The sequence below is a fragment of the Amycolatopsis sp. NPDC043885 genome (assembly GCF_056435685.1).
This window is the reverse complement of record NZ_JBWKEA010000004.1, coordinates 336136-353883: the sequence shown is the minus strand read 5'-3', so window position 1 is coordinate 353883 and position 17748 is coordinate 336136. Positions and strand designations below refer to the sequence as shown.

17 protein-coding genes are annotated in these 17748 nt (G+C 69.7%); 8 read left to right on the top strand and 9 right to left on the bottom strand.

Annotated features, from left to right (window positions below; translation table 11 throughout):
- Positions 1 to 60: 60 nt before the first annotated feature.
- On the top strand, positions 61 to 1149 hold the full coding sequence (locus AC069I_RS16720; RefSeq protein ID WP_478265773.1) for a carboxylate-amine ligase: 1089 nt from the start codon (positions 61 to 63) through the stop codon (positions 1147 to 1149).
- Between the two features lie 91 nt (positions 1150 to 1240).
- Here AC069I_RS16720 and AC069I_RS16715 read toward each other — a convergent pair whose 3' ends face one another.
- The 4 genes from AC069I_RS16715 to AC069I_RS16700 all read right to left on the bottom strand — a co-directional run bounded on the left by AC069I_RS16715 (position 1241) and on the right by AC069I_RS16700 (position 6075).
- Positions 1241 to 1687 (bottom strand): DUF6098 family protein, encoded by a 447-nt coding sequence (locus AC069I_RS16715; RefSeq protein WP_478265772.1) that lies wholly within the window; start codon positions 1685 to 1687, stop codon positions 1241 to 1243.
- Positions 1688 to 1838: 151 nt separating this feature from the next.
- Positions 1839 to 2762, bottom strand: a complete 924-nt coding sequence (locus AC069I_RS16710; protein ID WP_478228930.1) for an alpha/beta hydrolase — start codon at positions 2760 to 2762, stop codon at positions 1839 to 1841.
- Positions 2749 to 4773: a CocE/NonD family hydrolase gene (locus AC069I_RS16705; RefSeq protein WP_478265771.1), complete on the bottom strand. Its 2025-nt coding sequence runs from the start codon at positions 4771 to 4773 to the stop codon at positions 2749 to 2751. The genes AC069I_RS16710 and AC069I_RS16705 overlap by 14 nt, the downstream gene beginning before the upstream one ends.
- A gap of 3 nt (positions 4774 to 4776) precedes the next feature.
- Positions 4777 to 6075: an ATP-grasp domain-containing protein gene (locus AC069I_RS16700; RefSeq protein ID WP_478265770.1), complete on the bottom strand. Its 1299-nt coding sequence runs from the start codon at positions 6073 to 6075 to the stop codon at positions 4777 to 4779.
- 74 nt (positions 6076 to 6149) lie between these two features.
- Between AC069I_RS16700 and AC069I_RS16695 the strand changes: the two genes are divergently transcribed.
- Genes AC069I_RS16695 through AC069I_RS16685 form a run of 3 tightly spaced genes read left to right on the top strand, consistent with a single transcriptional unit; the run spans position 6150 to position 9790 of the window.
- The gene (locus AC069I_RS16695) at positions 6150 to 7664 is read left to right on the top strand and encodes an FAD-dependent oxidoreductase (protein WP_478265769.1); all 1515 of its coding nucleotides are present in this window, start codon (positions 6150 to 6152) and stop codon (positions 7662 to 7664) included.
- Complete coding sequence (locus tag AC069I_RS16690; RefSeq protein ID WP_478265768.1) at positions 7664 to 8761, top strand: carboxylate-amine ligase; 1098 nt, start codon at positions 7664 to 7666, stop codon at positions 8759 to 8761. Before AC069I_RS16695 ends, AC069I_RS16690 begins: the two co-directional genes overlap by 1 nt.
- Before the next feature lie 18 nt (positions 8762 to 8779).
- A complete protein-coding gene (locus tag AC069I_RS16685; RefSeq protein ID WP_478265767.1) occupies positions 8780 to 9790 on the top strand; it encodes an iron-containing redox enzyme family protein in 1011 nt (336 codons plus the stop codon).
- On the opposite strand, the gene AC069I_RS16680 is transcribed toward AC069I_RS16685, so the two are convergent.
- Together AC069I_RS16680 and AC069I_RS16675 are read right to left on the bottom strand one after the other, a co-directional pair.
- Entirely contained in the window at positions 9758 to 9973 is a 216-nt protein-coding gene (locus tag AC069I_RS16680; RefSeq protein ID WP_034322975.1) for a CDGSH iron-sulfur domain-containing protein, read from the bottom strand. The genes AC069I_RS16685 and AC069I_RS16680 overlap by 33 nt on opposite strands.
- Entirely contained in the window at positions 9957 to 10649 is a 693-nt protein-coding gene (locus AC069I_RS16675; RefSeq protein ID WP_478228924.1) for a methyltransferase, read from the bottom strand. Before AC069I_RS16675 ends, AC069I_RS16680 begins: the two co-directional genes overlap by 17 nt.
- Positions 10650 to 11005: 356 nt before the next feature.
- On the opposite strand from AC069I_RS16675, the gene AC069I_RS16670 reads away from it, so the two are divergent.
- Genes AC069I_RS16670 through AC069I_RS16660 form a run of 3 tightly spaced genes read left to right on the top strand, consistent with a single transcriptional unit; the run spans position 11006 to position 13683 of the window.
- Entirely contained in the window at positions 11006 to 11437 is a 432-nt protein-coding gene (locus AC069I_RS16670; RefSeq protein WP_478228923.1) for a DUF4383 domain-containing protein, read from the top strand.
- A gap of 28 nt (positions 11438 to 11465) precedes the next feature.
- Positions 11466 to 12431, top strand: coding sequence for a glycosyltransferase (locus AC069I_RS16665; protein WP_478228922.1), 966 nt, complete (start codon positions 11466 to 11468; stop codon positions 12429 to 12431).
- Between the two features lie 31 nt (positions 12432 to 12462).
- A complete protein-coding gene (locus tag AC069I_RS16660) occupies positions 12463 to 13683 on the top strand; it encodes a glycosyltransferase (protein ID WP_478265766.1) in 1221 nt (406 codons plus the stop codon).
- 217 nt (positions 13684 to 13900) lie between these two features.
- Here the strand turns inward: AC069I_RS16660 and AC069I_RS16655 are convergent, their stop codons facing one another.
- Genes AC069I_RS16655 through AC069I_RS16645 form a run of 3 tightly spaced genes read right to left on the bottom strand, consistent with a single transcriptional unit; the run spans position 13901 to position 16552 of the window.
- Positions 13901 to 14806: a glycosyltransferase family 2 protein gene (locus AC069I_RS16655; protein WP_478265765.1), complete on the bottom strand. Its 906-nt coding sequence runs from the start codon at positions 14804 to 14806 to the stop codon at positions 13901 to 13903.
- The gene (locus AC069I_RS16650) at positions 14796 to 15668 is read right to left on the bottom strand and encodes a glycosyltransferase family 2 protein (RefSeq protein ID WP_478265764.1); all 873 of its coding nucleotides are present in this window, start codon (positions 15666 to 15668) and stop codon (positions 14796 to 14798) included. The genes AC069I_RS16655 and AC069I_RS16650 overlap by 11 nt, the downstream gene beginning before the upstream one ends.
- Positions 15665 to 16552, bottom strand: coding sequence for a polysaccharide pyruvyl transferase family protein (locus tag AC069I_RS16645; protein WP_478228918.1), 888 nt, complete (start codon positions 16550 to 16552; stop codon positions 15665 to 15667). The genes AC069I_RS16650 and AC069I_RS16645 overlap by 4 nt, the downstream gene beginning before the upstream one ends.
- A gap of 70 nt (positions 16553 to 16622) precedes the next feature.
- Between AC069I_RS16645 and AC069I_RS16640 the strand changes: the two genes are divergently transcribed.
- Complete coding sequence (locus AC069I_RS16640; RefSeq protein WP_478265763.1) at positions 16623 to 17582, top strand: NAD-dependent epimerase/dehydratase family protein; 960 nt, start codon at positions 16623 to 16625, stop codon at positions 17580 to 17582.
- The last annotated feature ends 166 nt before the right edge of the window (positions 17583 to 17748 follow it).

Here is a 17748-nt window from a genome sequence, read left to right as displayed (position 1 = left end):
ACCCCGTCCACGACCTGCGAAAACAAGTTTGTGCCGAACGAGCCGGGGGTATCAGCGGCTGTGAACAAGGACGTACTCACCTTCGGAGTCGAGGAAGAATTCTTCGTAGTGGACCGGGCCGGTCACCTTTCCCCGACAGGCGGCGCCGTCGTCGACGCCGCGGACGAAGAACAGGGCGAACTCCAGCAGGAGCTCACCCGCTCCCAGGCCGAATCGGCCACCGGCATCTGCACGACCCATGACGAGGCGGAGCGACAGCTGTCGACGATGCGGGCGGAACTGGCCGAGGCCGCCGCCCGGCGGAGCTGCCGCCTGCTGCCCAGCGGCAGCGCACCGCTCGCGGAGACGACCTTGCCCGCCATCACCCCGAATCCGCGTTACGAACGGATGTCCGAACATTTCGGGGCGACCGCCCGGACGTCGCACACCTGCGGCTGTCACGTCCACATCGCCGTCCCCGACCGGGAAACCGGGATCCGGGTGATCAACCGCGTCCGGCCCTTCCTGCCCGCGCTGCTGACCGTGACCGCCAATTCCGCGATCTGCGACGGGTACGACACCGGGTACGCCAGCTGGCGGTATCAGCAGTGGAACCGCTGGCCCTCGGCAGGCTCGCCGCCGCTGTTCACCTCGCTGGACCACTACGAAAGCGTCGTCGACGCCTGGCTCCGGGCGGGCGCCATCCTCGATCGCGCGATGGTCTATTGGGACGTGCGGCTTTCCGAGAAGCAGCCGACCGTGGAGTTCCGGCTCGGCGACGTCGCGGCCACGGCCGGCGAAGCGGTCCTGTTCGGGGTGCTGATCCGCGGGCTGGTCGGCACGATCCTCGCGACGGAGGAGCACCCGCCGAACCTGTCCAACGAGGTCCTTCGGGCGCAGATCTGGCGCGCGTCGCGGGAAGGACTCTCCGGCCGCTGCCCGCATTTCCGGACCGGCGACCTCGCCCCGGCGAGCGACGTGCTCGACGAGGTCGTCACCTTCGCGGCCGGTGCCCTCGAAGAGACGGGTGACCTCGATTTCGTCCGCGACGGCTGCGCCCGGCTCGTCGCCGAAGGCAGCGGGGCGGACCGGCAACGGGACCGGTTCGAGAAACGGCAACGCGCGGAGGACGTCGTGGACCTCCTCGCAATCCACCCCGAACTCGCGTGATTGGAGCCGTAACTCGCGTGATTGGAGGCGGAACTCACGAGTTACGGCTGTACGCACGCGTGTTACGGCTCCAATCACGCGAGTTACGGCGTCAGGTCCGGCCCAGTTCAGGCGGGCGGCGCAAGGGGCCCCAGTCCGCGTCGTGCCGGGCCCTGTCCCGCAACAGATCGCGAGCTTCGCCGAGGACGGCGGTGGAGATCCTTCCGACCGGTTCGGGGTCGGTCAGCAGAGGCTCGTTGTCCGGACCGGAGCCCACGATCCGGCCCGCCAGTACCCAGGGCTTGGTCTCGCGACGGCGTTCGTGCCGGAGGTGGCAGTAGTCGTAAAGCCGCCTGGCCAGCCAGAGTTCGAGTGGCTGATCGCGCCACCATGGTTCGGGATCGAGGGGGTTCACCGAGAGTCCCGGCAGTTCCGCGCCGGTGAGTTCGCCCCGGCTCGTGCCGGGGCGATGTTCGGGAGTCGGCGCCCACCGGACGTACAGGCCTTGCCACCGCCGGACCAGCGCGGCGAGTTCCCCCAGTGATTCCAGCTGCTGCATCGGGCGCTCCTGCGCGACGGGTGGACACGGTGACCGGCGCGCCGGCGTCCCTGCCCCGCCGGGGTTGCCCACGCCGGTCCACCTCACGGCCGGCGGACGTACAACCTCGCTGCGCCGGCCGTTGCCTTCCGGTTACCCGCTCTTCACGCGGCTACACCGATTTCACCAGAGCCCGGTCCACGAGATGCGCGATCTCCTCCAGCGCCAGCCTCGCTTCCGGGATCGAGGCCAGCATCCACGCGTGGATCATGCCCTCGTACTCGTGATAGCTCAGCGGTACACCTTGCTCGGTGCACAACGTGTGGAGGCGCCGGGCGTCGGAAAGAAGGACGTCCTTGGTTCCGATGTAGACGGTCAGCGCACCGAGCCCGGAAAGGTCGCCGAACACCGGGCTGAGCCTGGGATCGGTACGCGGCAACTGGCCACTGTAGAGCCTGGCGGCCTCGGTGAGGCCGGTGAGCGCGAGATACGGGTCGCGCTCGTCCAGCGCGGGTTGCGCCGGATGGCTCATCGTCAGGTCCAGCCACGGCGACAACAGGACCGTCTCCTTGGGCACCGGCCTGTCTTCGTCCCGCAGCGCCTTGGTGAGGGCGAGCGCGACCCCCGCACCGGCGGAGTCCCCCATCACGATCTGCTCCTCCGGGTCGACTCCCGTGGAGAACTCGTCGTACGCGCGACGGACGAACGCGATGGTCTCGGGGCACTGGTGCTCCGGGGCCAGCGGGTAGATCGGCACGGTGACCGAGCAGCCGGTGCGGTCGATCAGCCGTCCGAAGAACCGCCAGTGATCGTGCTGGATCTGGTGCACATAGGCACCACCGTGGAAGTACAGCACCTTCCTGCCGTCCCCGCGGACGCGCGGCTTGATGGTGTAGCAGGGTCGTCCGTCCACTTCGGACCGGCTGACGTCGAACCGGCGCCTGATCGAGCGGATCGGCCCCCGATCCCCCTTCGCCTGGCTGCTTTCGATGCTCCGCCGGAAGCGGTCGAGGTCGGCGTAGGTGCGCTTCCGGCCAGTGAGGCGCAGCCACGCGAGCAGCGACTTCGCCGGAAGACTCAGCTTAGACTTGATCACGAGGAACCGTCCGATACCAGTTGCGGGAGAACGTCCTTCGCTCCCCTTCGTATGCGTCGAGCTGTGCGTCGATCACGAACTCGGTGGGAGTGCAGGACACCCGGGTGCGGGTTTCGGACCTCGCTTCCCAGTCACCGCGGGCGAAGGTCATCGACCAGGCCGTCTCCGCCACCGGGGAACAGAAGTCGTCGGCCACCCACGAGTAACGTTCGAAGACGTTCCTGGTGACGTCGAGATCGATGTCGTCGAACCGCACCTTGCCCTCGTTCTTGACGATGTCGAGCGCGGACCGGTAGTCGATCAGGTCCCGGGAGACGGTCCAGCGCTGCTCACCGGGCTCGATCTGGGTCGCGGGCAACGGTTCGGTCCCTTCGGGTTCGCCGAACGGCCGTGCCGGGACCTCGTCCGCCTCCGCCATCGGCCGCACCGGCAGTGTGAGCGTGCTCTGTCCTGTGTGGACGGTCACCATCGCCGGTTCCGGTGGCGGCCACGCCAGCGGCCAGTACGACGACGAGATCGACAGCCGGATGCGGTGCCCGGCGGGGAACGCCTGTGCGACGGCGTTGAGCTCGACGCGCACCCGGTACCGCTTGCCCGGTTCGAGCGGCTCCGGCTCGTCGTGCCCGTCCCGGTGGGTCAGGTTCAGCAGCCCGTAGGTCACGCGCGTGGCCCTGCCGTCCGGGGCGACGTCGGACAGCCGGACGGCGACCTGTGCCACCGGTTTGTCCGCGGAGACCTCCAGGTCCACCACCGGTGAGCCGAGGATTTCACACGGCTCGGTGAGTTCGTCGGTGTCGAAGACGAGCGAGCCGCCGTCCTCCTCCCGCTGGTCGTACGGAAGGTCGGGTGGAGCGCTGTAGGAAGCCCACTTCCCGGCGAACTGGCCGACCGAAAGCGGCGACTCCACCGACAGGTTCTCCACCGGGACCTCCTCGCCAGGACGGGCGATCCGGTGCCGGGCGAGCCGGTGCTCGGACGGGCGCACATGCGGCGAAGGCCAGGTCGGCTCGCCCACCCAGCGGCCGGGACGGTCCTCGTACGAAGTCGACGGTGGCACGCTGTCCTGCATCCAGGTCTGGAGCATCGGCCCGTCCATGACGCCGTTCTCGACGTCCTTCAGCCAGTGGTCCCACCAGCGGACCAGTTCCTGCAGATACCCGATGGCGGGGCCGGGCCGTCCGAGATGCGGATACTTGTGGGACCACGGCCCGATCAGCCCGCGCCGGGGCACGTCGAGATTCGACAGCAGCCGCGAGACCGCGTTCGAGTACCCGTCCGCCCAGCCGCTGGAGGCGAGGACCGGCACCTGGACGTCGCTGTAGTTCTCGCAGACCGACGCGTGCCGCCAGTAGTCGTCCCGGCGCTGGTGGCTCAGCCATTCACCGGCCCAGAGGCTGCAATTCTCCAGCCGTTCGTGCCACAGCTCGCGCCACCGCTCACCCGCCAACGCGGGGTCGGGCGGCAACGTGGCGTAGGCGAACATCGTGGAGGCTTCGGCGACGTTGTCCGAGAGCAGGCAACCGCCCATGTAGTGCATGTCGTCGGAGTAGCGGTCGTCGGTGAACGACGAGATCGCGATCGCGGTCAGGCTCGGCGGTTTGCGCGCCGCCACCTGCAACGCCGCGAACCCGCCCCACGAGATCCCCATCATGCCGGTCCGGCCGGAGCACCACGGCTGCGCGGCGATCCACTCCAGGACGTCCTCCGCGTCGAGTTGCTCCCGTTCGAGGTACTCGTCGGCGAGAACGCCCTCCGACTCCCCCGAGCCGCGGATGTCGACGCGGACACAGGCGTAGCCGTGCCCCGCGAGGTACGGATGGTGCACGGAGTCCCGCACCGAGGTCAGGTCGCGGTGGCGGTACGGGATGTACTCCAGGATCGCGGGGACCGGCTCACCGTCCGAAGCGACCGGCCGCCAGATCCGGGCCGACAGCCGGACGCCGTCGGAGACCGGGATCCAGACGTGGTCCTCCTCGGTGATCTCGTACGGCAGCGAAGCCACCGTCCGCATGGGCTATCCCTCCTCGAAGTCGAACCGCAGCGCCTCGACGCACCGGCGGTACTTGCTCTCCATCTCCCGTTCGGTCTGCGCCGCGACGAAGACATGCGCGAGCTCGTAGCTGTAGCTGTCCTGTTCGGGCAGGTCGGAGAGCCGGATGCCCTTTTCGGCCACCGGCTCGATCTTCACCCCGGGGATCTCCGCCTCCAGGTCCGCGATCTCGCCGCGGGTGGGCACCCGGGTGACCAGCCCGTCGCTGAAGCGGCGGTAGTACCACTTGCCCGCGATCCGGTAGTCGCCCCGGTTCCGCCGCGTCCGGGGATCCTGGCCGAGGCCCAGCTGGACCATGATCTGGTGGTTCGCCACGCCGTCGACGTATTCGAACAGCTCCGCGTGGGACTGCGAATGCCGCGGGTTGATCTCCAGCAGGCAGACCTGCCCGGATTCGGGGTGGCAGAAGAACTCGATGCTGAACGTGGCGTTGTCGAAGCCGATCTGCTCCATCACGCGGGCGGAGATCTCCTTCATCCGCTCGACGGCGTCCTCGGGCAGCTGCGACGGGTACTGATGCCGCTGGAACGAGGCGGTATCGGGGTAATTGATCGAATCGAGGACACCGTAGACCGTGACTTGTCCTTTGTAGACATAGCCTTCGGTCGCGGCCTGGACGCCGTTGAGCTCACCTTCCGCGAGGCACGCCGCTCCACCGGCGTCGGCCACCTCGGCGGGGAGGTCGACCGTGGCGAGCACACGCTCGAAGGGCTTGCCGACCCTGTCGACACCCGCCCGGATCTCGGCGACCGCCTTGTCGAACTCGTCTTCGTCGGCGACGTGGAAGGCCAGCTCCGACGAGAAGGACTTCACCGGCTTGAGCCACATGGGGTAGCCGACGCCCTCCGGCGGCCGGGGATCGTCCTCATCCAGGTCGACGATGCCGAACGCCGGTACCTCGTCGATCACCTTCGACTGTTCGAGGCGGCTCCAGTACTTGTGCTCGCACTTCAGCACGGCCTCGAGCGAAACACCGGGAAGACCGTACTTTTCGCACAGCATGGCGACCATCGTCGAGGACGGGAAATCCCAGTAGCTGACGATCGCGTCGACAGAGCAGTCGAAGGTGTCCAACTGCGCCACCGCCTTCTCCACGAGTTCCACGATCGGGATCTCGCCGTGCTGGAGTTCCCCGGGCGACAGCAAGGCATGGAAGCGATACCGGTCGGCGCCGGGGATTCGTCTCAGCACCTCGTCATTGCCGTCGTCGAGACCGATGACGAAGATGTTCTTTTCCTCTGGGGGCCTGGAGGATGTGGTCATAGGGCAGTGCTACCCGCTCCGAAGTTCCGGAAAACCCTGGTTTGCCCCCGTGGTCACCTGGGAATCCGGCCGTCATGACCGAGTTGCCCGGAACGCGTTCACTGTGGCTCGACACCGCGCCCGCTCCCGACCGCACCGGAACGCCGTTGCCGCCGGAGGTCGACGTCGCCGTGCTCGGCGGCGGTATCGCCGGGCTCACGACGGCGTACCGGCTGGCCAGGGCCGGGCGCTCGGTCCTGGTGCTGGAAGCAGGCCGCCTCGCGGCCGGGGTTTCCGGCCACACCACGGCGAAGATCAGCGCCCAGCACGGGCTCAAGTACGCCACGCTGGCCAAGACCAAGGGCTCCGAAGCCGCCGCGATGTACGCGTACACGCAGGCGGCCGCGTTGGACTGGATCGCCGCGGCCACGGCCGAACTCGGCATCGACTGCGGGTTCACCCGCGCCGACAGTTTCGTCTACACGACCAACCCCGGAACGGTCGAAAGCCTCGAACGTGAGGCGGAAGCGGCCGCCGAGGCCGGTCTCCCGGCCTCCTACGTCACCGAGGTCGACCTCGACGTACCCGCCCTCGGCGCGGTGAAGTTCGCGTCACAGGCGCATTTCCACCCGCGCCGCTGGTTGCTCGCCCTGGCAGACGAGATCGAACGCGCGGGAGGGACAATCGTCGAGGGGGTGCGGGCGGAAGGCGTCGACGAACTCGGCGGCACCACCGTGCGCACCAGTTCCGGCGACGTGCGTGCGAGCGAAGTCGTGGTGACGACCCATTACCCCGTGTTCGACCGCGGCCTGTTCTTCGCCCGGCTCGACCCGGTCCGCGATCTGGTGGTCGCCGGGCCGGTCGAAGGCAACCGGCCGCCGGAAGGGATGTACCTCGACGCGGACACTCACCACTCCGTGCGGAGCTACCTCAAGGACGGTGTCCCGTACGCGGTCGTCGGCGGCGAGCACTACCGTGTCGGCGACTCCGTCGACGTCGAAAGCCGCTACGAACGGCTGGCGAGTTGGGCGAGCGAGCACGCGGCCGTGCACCGGGTCACCCACCGGTGGTCCGCTCATGACCTGTCCACTTTGGACTCCGTGCCGTACGTCGGGCGTTATCACCCGGCGAGCCGCCATCTCTGGGTCGCCACCGGGTTCGGCCAGTGGGGCATGACCGGCGGCACCGCGGCCGGGCTGCTGCTCGCGGATCTCCTCACCGGACGCGAAAACCCGTCCGCGGGTCTGTACGACCCGAACCGCTTCGACCTCCGGTCCGCGATCTCGTCCGTGGAGAACAACGCCACCGTGGCGAAGTTCCTGGTCGGCGACCATCTCAGCGCGCTGCGCAAACCCGCCTCCGTGGACGAAATCCTGCCCGGTGAGGCGAAGGTGACCCGTGACGGCGGTGAACTCGTCGCCGCCTACCGCGATCCGGGCGGCGAACTGCACGCCGTCGGCGCCCACTGCACCCATCTGGGCTGCCTCGTCGCGTTCAACAACGCGGAGAAGACCTGGGACTGCCCTTGCCACGGTTCGCGGTTCGGCCTGGACGGGTCGGTGCTCCAGGGGCCGGCCGTGCGGGCGCTGCCGAAGAAGCGGGAGCGCTGATGACCGGTATCGGTATCGAAGAGGAGTTCCTGCTGGTCGATCCCCGGACCGGGGTGAGCTGTCCCCGGGCCGAGGCGGTGCTCGAACGGCACCGGATCTGCTGTCCGCTGCCGGACGGCGCCGCGGTCCACCGCGAACTGCGGCCGACCCAGATCGAGGCCGCCACGGGTGTCTGCGAAACCGCCGACGAGCTGTACGAGCACCTGACCGCCGGACGCCGCACGCTCGCCGAAGCGGCCGCGGGCGAGGATTGCGCCATCATCGCCGCCGGCACTCCCCCGCGTCCCTCATCCGAACGCGACCACGGTGCCGACGACCGGTTCGGCAAGGTCGACGCGCTGTACGCGGGCGTGATCAAGGCGTACGAGGCCTGTGGATGTCACGTGCACGTCGGCGTGCCCGACCGGGAGACCGCGGTCGCCGTCGTCAACCACCTGGGTGAATGGCTGCCCACGTTGCTGGCGCTGTCGGGCAACTCGCCCTTCGAGGACGGCCGCGACACCGGTTACGAGAGCTGGCGGATGGTCGAGCAGAGCCGTTTCCCCGGCTCGGGCGTCGCACCGTACTTCGCCGACGCCGCCGCCTACGAGGAGCAGGTCGGACGGCTGGTGGACTGCGGTGTCCTCGTGGACGAGAACCAGACCTTCTGGCTCGCGAGGCCGTCCGCGCGGTGGCCGACGGTCGAGGTCCGCGCCGCCGACACCGCGTCCACCGTGGACGAGGCCGTCTTGCAGGGGCTGCTGACCCGCGCGCTGGTGCGCACCGCTCTCACCGAGCTGGACCACGGGGTGGAGGCCGCGCCGCTGGATCCGCAGATCGCCGCCGCCGCGGTGTGGGCGGCCGCGCGTCACGGTCTTTCGGGGTCGGCCGTCGACCCGGTGGCAGGAAAGCCGGTCCCCGTGGGCGACCGGGTCGCCGCGCTGCTGGCGCATACCAAGCAGGCACTGGAGGACACCGGCGACGCGGAACTCGTCCGCACCCTGCTCGGGCAACTGGAGCGGGAGGGCACGGGCGCCGAACGGCAGCGCCGGGCCGCCGCCGACGGAGAGGTCGCGGTCTTGCGGATGCTCACCGAAGAGACGGTTCCGCACGGCTAGATCGGGTACTCCCGGGGCATGACGACGACCGACGGTGCGGTGGCCGCGAGGCTGCCCGAGATCCGCGGCCCGCTCTCGGCCGCCGTGGTGGACACCCTGGCGGGCGGACGCCGTGACGACTTCGACCTCGAGGCGGCGACCGACGCCGACCCGTTCGGCGAGGACCTGCAATTGGCCCTGTACGTCTGCTACGAGCTGCACTACCAGGGCTTCGACGGTGTCGACTCCGAATGGGAATGGGACTCCCGCCTGCTGGGCTTCCGATCCGTCCTGGAGCACGCGTTCCTCGACGGGATCCGCGCCGCCGTCCCCGGCGGGGACGACGTAAGCGGGCTGCTGGACGAATTGCTCGTCGAACCGGTCGACGGCGGCGGCGTTTCGCACTTCCTGCGTGACGAGGGCGAATGGTGGCACGTCGAGGAGTACTTCGCGCATCGGTCGATCTATCACCTCAAAGAGGCGGACCCCCACGCCTGGGTGATTCCCCGGCTGCGCGGCAGGGCCAAGGCGGCGCTGGTCGCGGTGGAGTTCGACGAGTTCGGCGGCGGGCGGGCCGAGCAGGCGCATTCCCGCCTGTTCGCGGATCTGCTGACCGCGGCGGGCCTGTCCTCCGGGTACCTCGCCTACCTCGACCACGTCCCGGCCCAGATGCTCGCGACGGTGAACATGATGTCGCTGTTCGGCCTGCACCGAAGCCTGCGCGGTGCACTCGTCGGGCACTTCGCCACCGCCGAGATCACCACCGCGCCCGCCGCCAGGCGGCTGGACCAGGCCTTGGAACGCCTCGGCGGGCCGGCCGAATGCCGGTACTTCTACACCGAGCACATCGAGGCCGACGCGGTGCACGAACAGGTGCTGCGGCACGACGTCGTCGGCGACTTGCTCGACCGCGAACCGGAACTGGCGGCGGACATCGCGCTCGGCATCCAGGCCACCGATCTTCTGGAGGGCCGGCTGACCAGGCACCTGCTCGACGCGTGGTCAGCCGGGGAGAGCTCACTCCTGAGGCCGCTGCACCCCTTGCCGTGAACGGCGGCGGTGGCTGGTGTCGCAGAACGGGTAGCGCTTGCTGCGGCGGCAAGCGCAGAGGGCGACCACGAAGCGATCCGAGGTCACCGTCTCGCCGTCTTCGGTGACGATCTCGACCGGCCCCTCCACCAGGAGGGGCCCGCCGGGTTCGATCCGGACCCTGGTCTCACGGCCGGTCGGCACGGATCACCACCAGTTCCTCGTGCCGCTGCTCGGCGCCGATCAGGCCCGCCGCTTCGAGGAAGGCCGCCCGTGCCCGCATGACGGGCCCGAAGGGGATCGACCGGGTGGCGACCACCGAAGGCGTCATTCCCGCCGCCCGCAGCTGCTCCAGCGACTTGTCGGGTCCGGCGACCGCGGAATGGACCATCATCAGGTAACCGCCCGGCGCCACCAGGGACGACGCCCCGGCGCACACCTGGTCGAGCACGATCCGGCCGTCCGGCCCGGCGTCCCACGCCCGCGCGGCCCCGGCCGCGGGCACCGGGGACGGGACATACGGCGGGTTCGCCAGCACGACGTCGAACGGCCCACCGCGCGCCGCTTCGGCCAGGCCGCCCCGAAGCGGCCGGACCGGGAGCCGGCGCAGCCGCGCATTGACCCAGACCGCGGCCAGCGCCCGCCGGGAGATGTCCACCGCGGTCACGGACCCCACGCCGTGCGCCGCGGCCGCCAGCGCGAGAGCGCCGGTCCCGGTACAGAGGTCGAGAACTCTTGCCCCGGCGGGCATTCCTGACGTGCTCAACGCGCTCGCCAGCATCCAGGTGTCGTGTTGCGGGCGGTACACCCCCGGGGGCCGCAGCAGCCGTGGCCGCGCCGGGGCAAGTGGAATCGCTGCTGCGTTGGAGATCGCGGTCATGTCCCCTCCGGGTTCGCCGATGTTGCTCCCGGCTACCCCGGCCGCACGGTGCCAAACGTCCACAATGGCCTGCGACCGGAGGGTTGGACGCGCTCGGAACGGGGTAGCCGCAGGAAAATGACCGAAGGAGGCCCCGATGGAGAGAAAGGCCGACACCGGCGAGAAACGGGACGAGGAAGAACGCGAGGAGGTCCGAGGGGAGCAGGGCACGTCATCCGGTGATCCCCACGACGACACCGACCCGCAGTCCGGCTGAGCCGGTGCGCGGAACTCCCCCGGCTCGCCCGGCCGGGGGAGTTTCACGGCGTCTCCACGGGGTATCCGACGGGTCTTCTGGCGAAACGGAGGCGTTTCCGATGAATCCGCGTACGACAGGCTTTCTTCTGCGACCGGCGGTGCTGATCATCGCACTGGTCCATCTCGTCTTGGGGGTGCTCGGCTTCTTCTTCCTTCCCGAAGCGAACCAGGCGGGCGAGAACACACTGTGGATCTTCAGCGCGACCGGGATGCTCGACGTCATCCGCACCGTGCTCGGCGTGCTCGGCCTGGTCGCGGTGCTCAAGCCGTCCGCGATCCCGGCCTACTGCTGGCTGGCTTTCGTGGCCTTCGCGGGTTTGACCGCGTTCGGGGTGCTCTCGGCGGGGACCGACACGTCCGGTGACGCCGTCAACTTCAGCTGGGCCGACAACGCCCTCCACGCGCTGACCTCGCTCGCGGCACTCGCGGTGGGCATCGCCGCCACGCGTGTTTCCCAGCGGAAGCAAAGTGAGGCAAGGGAAAACGTTTAGTCCGTCCACAACCGGCAACCTGGCGGGTATGACGAAAAAGGCCCCGCTCCGGATCCTCCTGTGGCACGTCCACGGGTCCTGGACCGAATCCTTCGTGCAGGGCGGCCATCGTTACTACCTGCCGCTGCTCGCCGAGGGCGGGCCTTGGGGACGCGGCCTCAGCGGCCGTGACTGGCCCTCCGCCGAGGAGATCCCGGTCGACGAGCTGAAAGACCTCGACGTCGATGTCGTCGTTCTTCAGCGGCCCGAGGAGATCCAGCTGGCGGCGCGGTGGCTGCGCCGCCGCCCCGGCAAGGAAGTACCCGCCGTCTACGTCGAGCACAACACGCCTCGGGAACACGCGGCCACCACCCGGCACCCACTGGCCGAGCGGGACGACATCCCGCTGGTCCACGTGACCCACTTCAACGAATTGATGTGGGACTCCGGTCTCGCACCCACGGTGGTCGTCCCGCACGGGATCCCCGACCCGGGTGAGCGCTACACCGGGGAACTCGCCCACGGCGCGGCCCTGATCAACGAACCGGCGAGGCGTGGGCGGATCACCGGAACCGATCTGCTGCCCGGTTTCGCGGAGATCGCGCCGGTCGACGTGTACGGGATCGGCAGCGAAGATCTCGAAGGCCGCCACCCCGCGCTCCGTCCAGGCGGCGACCTGCGCAGCCGGGAACTGCACGCCGAGGTCGCCCGGCGCCGCGTCCACCTGCACACCGCCCGGTGGACGTCGCTGGGGCTCTCGTTGCTCGAAGCGATGCACCTCGGCATGCCGGTCGTCGCACTGGCGACTACCGAAGCCGTTCTCGCGGTCCCGCCCGACGCAGGCGCCGTCTCGACGGATGTCGAAGTGCTGGCGAGGGCCTACCGCGAATTGATCCATGAACCAGATTTCGCCGTACTGGCAGGGAAATCCGCGCGCGAGTTCGCGTTGAGCCACTACGGGCTCGACGCGTTCCTCGAACGCTGGGACGCCCTGCTGACCGAGGTGACCGCTTGACCACGCCGACCGCGGTGGGAAGGAGCCCCCGATGAGGATCGCGATGGTTTCCGAACACGCCAGCCCGCTCGTCGCGCTCGGCGGAGCCGACGCCGGGGGCCAGAACGTCCACGTCGCCGAACTCTCCGCCGCGCTGAGCAGGCGGGGCCACGACGTCACCGTCTACACGCGCCGCGAGAACCGGCGCGTCGCCGCGACGGTCGAGACGCCGGACGGCTACCGCGTCGTCCACGTCCCGGCGGGCCCGGCGAGGAAGCTGCCGAAGGACGAACTGCTGCCGTATATGGGAGAGTTCGGCCGGGTGCTGCGCTCCCGCTGGGCCAAGGACCGGCCGGACGTCGTCCACGCGCATTTCTGGATGTCCGGCCTGGCTTCGATTCTCGCGGCGAAGGATCTCGGTATCCCGGTGACCCAGACCTTTCACGCGCTGGGCGTGGTGAAACGGCGCTATCAGGGCAAAAAGGACACGAGTCCGCCCGACCGGAGCCGGCTCGAACGGATGATCGCCAAACAGGCCGACAGGGTGATCGCGACCTGTTCGGACGAAGTCTTCGAACTCGTGCGGATGGGCCTGCCGCGCTCACGCGCCTCGGTCGTCCCCTGTGGAGTGGACTTGACCGAGTTCACCCCGGACGGCGAGTGCGCTCCCCGCACGGCTCGGCAGCGGATCGTCAGCGTCGGCAGGCTGGTGCCGCGCAAGGGTTTCGACCTCGCCATCGCCGCGCTGCCCTCGCTCCCGGACACGGAACTGGTCATCGCGGGCGGCCCGGACTCGGGCCCGCTCGCCGAGGCTCCGGAAGTGCGGCGGCTCCAGGCGATCGCCGATCGGGCCGGCGTCGCCGACCGCGTGCACATGCCGGGGCTGGTGTCCCGCGAGAACATGCCCGCGCTCCTGCGTTCCGCCGACGCGGTGGTCTGCACACCTTGGTACGAACCGTTCGGCATCGTGCCGCTGGAGGCGATGGCTTGCGGTGTCCCGGTCGTGGCGACCGCCGTCGGCGGGCTGACCGACACCGTCGTCGACGGCGTCACGGGCCTGCTGGTCCCGCCTAGCAGCCCGAAGGACTTGGCGGGAGCGTTGCGACGGCTCCTCGGTGACTCTTCGGCGCGCGAGTCGTTCGGGATCGCCGGGACCGACCGGGTGCGGGCACGGTACTCGTGGGACCGGGTGGCCGCGGACACCTTGCGCGCTTATGGGCGCGTTGTGAGCGAGGAGACGGAAGTGGCGGCGGCTGCCGCTTCGCCTTCCTGACCCGCCGTGCGGTGACCGAGTTGTTTCGTCCGTGATCGGCCGCGTGCGTTCCCTCGGAGCCTGGATCCCGCACCTGATGTCCCACTGTGGCTTTCGCGACGCCGACCGGAAGGTGTGTGGAAACAAAGACACTGAACGTCTCTATTTCCACACACCCGTCACACTGGGTCACTCAGCTGGATCTTTGCGGTGCGCTGAGTCGTCCTCGTCCGTCTTCTCACCCCACATACCGTCGCGCGACCGAGTTCCGCTGCGACTCCTCCAGCAGCACCAGCCCGCGCTCCACTCCGGCCGGAACCACCGCCCGCTCCCGCAGCACCCACGGGATCCCCCGCACCGCTTCCGCCACCGCCGCGAACGTGGCCCGGTCGAAGGGCGCAGAACGCAGCACCGCGGCCATCCGGCGCACGATGCTGCCGAGCGGACGCCGCAGCCACAGCGTCCACAGCGTGTTCCGGATGCCGAGCTGCCGTCGCCGCCGCGGATCGCGGACGGCCGAGGGGGCGTGGTGGATCACCATCTCCTCGTCCCAGCACATCCACCAGCCCTTGGCCGCGAGGTCGAGGGCGAACAGCTCTTCCTCTCCCCCGAGCCACATGCGGTCGGAGAAGCCGCCGACGTCGTGGAAGGCGCGGACGCGGACGGCCGAGAGGCCCGCCATGACGCCCAGCAGCGCCGGCCCGGGCAGCCAGTCCGGGCCGGGGAGCGGGGAGTGTCGCAGTTCCGGGGTGATCGGGTCCTCGGTCAGCGCCGGCTCCACCAGGCACCGCCCGGTCACCACGCCCAGTCCGGGGTAGGTATCGAGCTGCTCGACGGCGCGCCGGAGAGACCCCGGCTGCCACCGGGTGTCGTCGTCGCAGAACGCGACATACGGCGTCTCCACCTCGCGGACGGCGAGATTGCGCGCGACGGCGCCGAGGTTCCGCGGCGAGCGGATCACCCGGATCGACGGGAACCGTTCTTCGACGGCGTCCGCCGTGCCGTCGCCGGAAGCGTTGTCCACCACCACGATCGGCGCCGCGTCGGGCAGCGCGGTCATCGAGTCGAGGGTCTCCAGCAGTTGCGCGCGCCGGTTGTGCGTGATCACCACGACCGTGATCCGGTCCGTCACTTCATCCTCCATGGGCGTGTTCCAGAACGCGGATGCGGCGCTCCACCGAAGCGGGCAGCCGTTGCCGGTCGGCGAGCGCGCGGGGCAGCCGCCGGAGCACTCCGGCGAGCGCGCCGAGCACGTGGGGTTCCCGGGGAGCCCTGGCCAGCGCACGGAATCCTTCGGCAAGACATCGGCGCACGGGCCGTCTCATCACCGTGATCAGCATCCGGTTGCGGAGTTCGGCGCGCTCACGCCACGACGGCGACGGCCGCATCGGCGACGGGTGGTGATGCGCCCGCACGTCCTCCGCGTAGCAGAGCCACCAGCCGCGCGCCGCCAGGTCGTAGGACAGCAGCCGCTCCTCGGCACCGAAATGCAGCAGCGGATGGAAACCCGCGGCCTGCAGATAGGCGGTCCGCCGGACGACCGCGGAGCAGGCGAGGAACCCGAGCACGGCCGGTCCGGGAAGCCCATCAGGTCTGCCGAGGGGGCTGGCGGCCATCAGCGAGACGACCGGGTCCTCCCGTTCTTCCTCCCCTACCAGGGTTTTCGCGGCGAGGAGGCCGACGTCGTCGTGAGCGTCGAGGATGCGCTCGGCCTCGGCGAGCGCATCCTCGGCCCACCAGGAATCGTCGTCACTGAAGGCGACATAAGGCGTCCGCGCCACGGCGACCCCGAGATTCCGCGCGGACACGCCGATGTTGCGCGGCAACCGGACGACGCGCACGCACGGGAACGCGGCGGCCATGGCCGCGGTGCCGTCGGAGGAGCCGTTGTCCACCACCACGATCGGCGGAGGCGGCCGTAACGCCGTGAGCCGCCGCAACGTCCGTTCCAGTTCCGGTGCCCGATCGCGGGTGGCGATCACCACCGTCGTCGCGGCCGCGCTCATCGCACCGGCCGGGTCTTGAGCGCCTTCACCATGTCCCGCACGAGCCCGTCGTCACCGGGCAGCGCGCGCAACGCGGCCACCGCCCGGCCCTGCACCGAGGAGCACCAGCGCCACCAGGAGTCGAGCACGTCCCGGTTGCCCGCCTCCTCGGCCGGGACGAGGGCGGGCCACCCGAGCGCGTCGGCCTGTGCGGTGACCTTGCCACCGCCCTCGACCGGGTCGATGGCCAGAGCGGGCACTCCCGCCTGAAGACTCAGCACCAGCCCGTGCAGCCGCGTCGTGACCACGACGTCCAGATGCGACAGGATCGACGTGAACTGGTCCGGTGTCTCACAGCGTTCCCAATCCGACGCCGCCAGCCGCGTGTCGAGCGGCACTCGGGCGCAGTCGACCCCGGCGATCCAGTCCTTCACCGAGGCGTGCACCGCCGTATGGCGGCCGGAGTCGCCGTACTCCCGTTGTTCCGGCGCCAGGATCACACCCGTCACCAGCACCGTGTCGGTCGGCACGCCGAGGGAGAGATCCGGCGCGCCGACCCCGTCGTGGTCCCGCGCGAAGACCTGATCGAAACCCGTGACCGTGTCGTCCTCCGGATCGATCACCGAGACCCCGACGGCGATCCGATGGCAATGGGCGAACCTGCGGTGCACTTCGCGCACCTGCCTGCCGTGCGCGGGCCCGCAGACGAACACCACGTGACTGTACCGTGCCGGATCCACCTCTTCGTAGTTCACGTCGTTCGGCCGGTACACCGGGCTCCACGCCAGGTCGTGCGGAAGCCCCATGGTCGACAGCGCTTCGTCGACCCTGCGCATACTGAGTACGTCCCCTGCCGTCGCCTCGCCGTGCCGGAAGCTCGCCCAGCCGATCACCAATGCACGCATATCCGATGCTTACCCGGCATCTCCCGATTCACACGGTTTTTCCCGCCCTCACCGCGGGTAGCCAGTCGCCATGAACAGAGTGCTGGTGACCGGAGGCGCGGGTTTCGTCGGCTCGCATCTGTGCGAACGCTTGCTGGACGCGGGCACGGAGGTCGTCGCGGCGGACAATTTCGCCACGGCCGTCATGGCCAACGTGGCGCATCTCCTCGACCGTCCGGGTTTCCGGCTCCTCTCCCGTGACGTCACCGGGCCGATGAGCGCGCCGGGCCCGTTCGACGTAGTCTTCCACCTCGCTTCCGCCGCCTCGCCCCGTGACTACTTCCGCCTTCCACTCGAGACGCTGCGCGCGGGCTCGCACGGCACCGAGCGGGCGCTGGACATCGCCGAACGCGACGGCGCCCGGTTCGTCCTCGCCTCGACGAGCGAGGTCTACGGCGATCCGCAGGAGCACCCGCAGCGCGAGGAATACTGGGGGCACGTGAACCCGATCGGACCGCGCAGCGTCTACGACGAGGCCAAGCGGTACGCCGAAGCGCTCACTTCGGCCATGCGCCGGGAACGGGACGCGAACACCGGTATAGCCCGGATCTTCAACACCTACGGCCCGCGTATGCGCCCCGACGACGGCCGCATGATCCCGACGTTCATCGGCCAGGCGCTGGCGGGCGAACCGCTCACCGTGACCGGCAGCGGCGACCAGACCCGTTCCCTCTGCTACGTCGACGACACGGTCCGCGGTCTGATCGCGCTGGCGGACTCCGACGTGCCCGGCCCGGTGAATCTGGGCAATCCGCACGAACTCACCGTGCTGCGGATCGCGGAGGAGATCTTGGCCGTCACCGGCAGCGCGTCGCCGATCGAGCACATCGACGCGGCCGTCGACGATCCGGCCCGCCGATGCCCGGATATCTCCCGCGCCCGCCGGGAACTCGGCTGGGAGCCGGAAATCCCGATGACGGAAGGGCTTCCGCGCACCGTCGCCTGGTTCGCGCGGCCGCGGTCCGGCCCATACCCGGCCGCCGGAGCCTGAACCCGTAACTCACGTGATCCAAGCCGTAACACGCGTGCTTGAAGCCGGACCGCCTCCAAGCACGCGAGTTCCGGCTTCACGCACGCGAGTTACGCCTCCGAGCACGCGAGTTCCGTGCCTGGACACGCGAATGACGGGCCGGACGCCGGGCACCCCAGATCCGCCG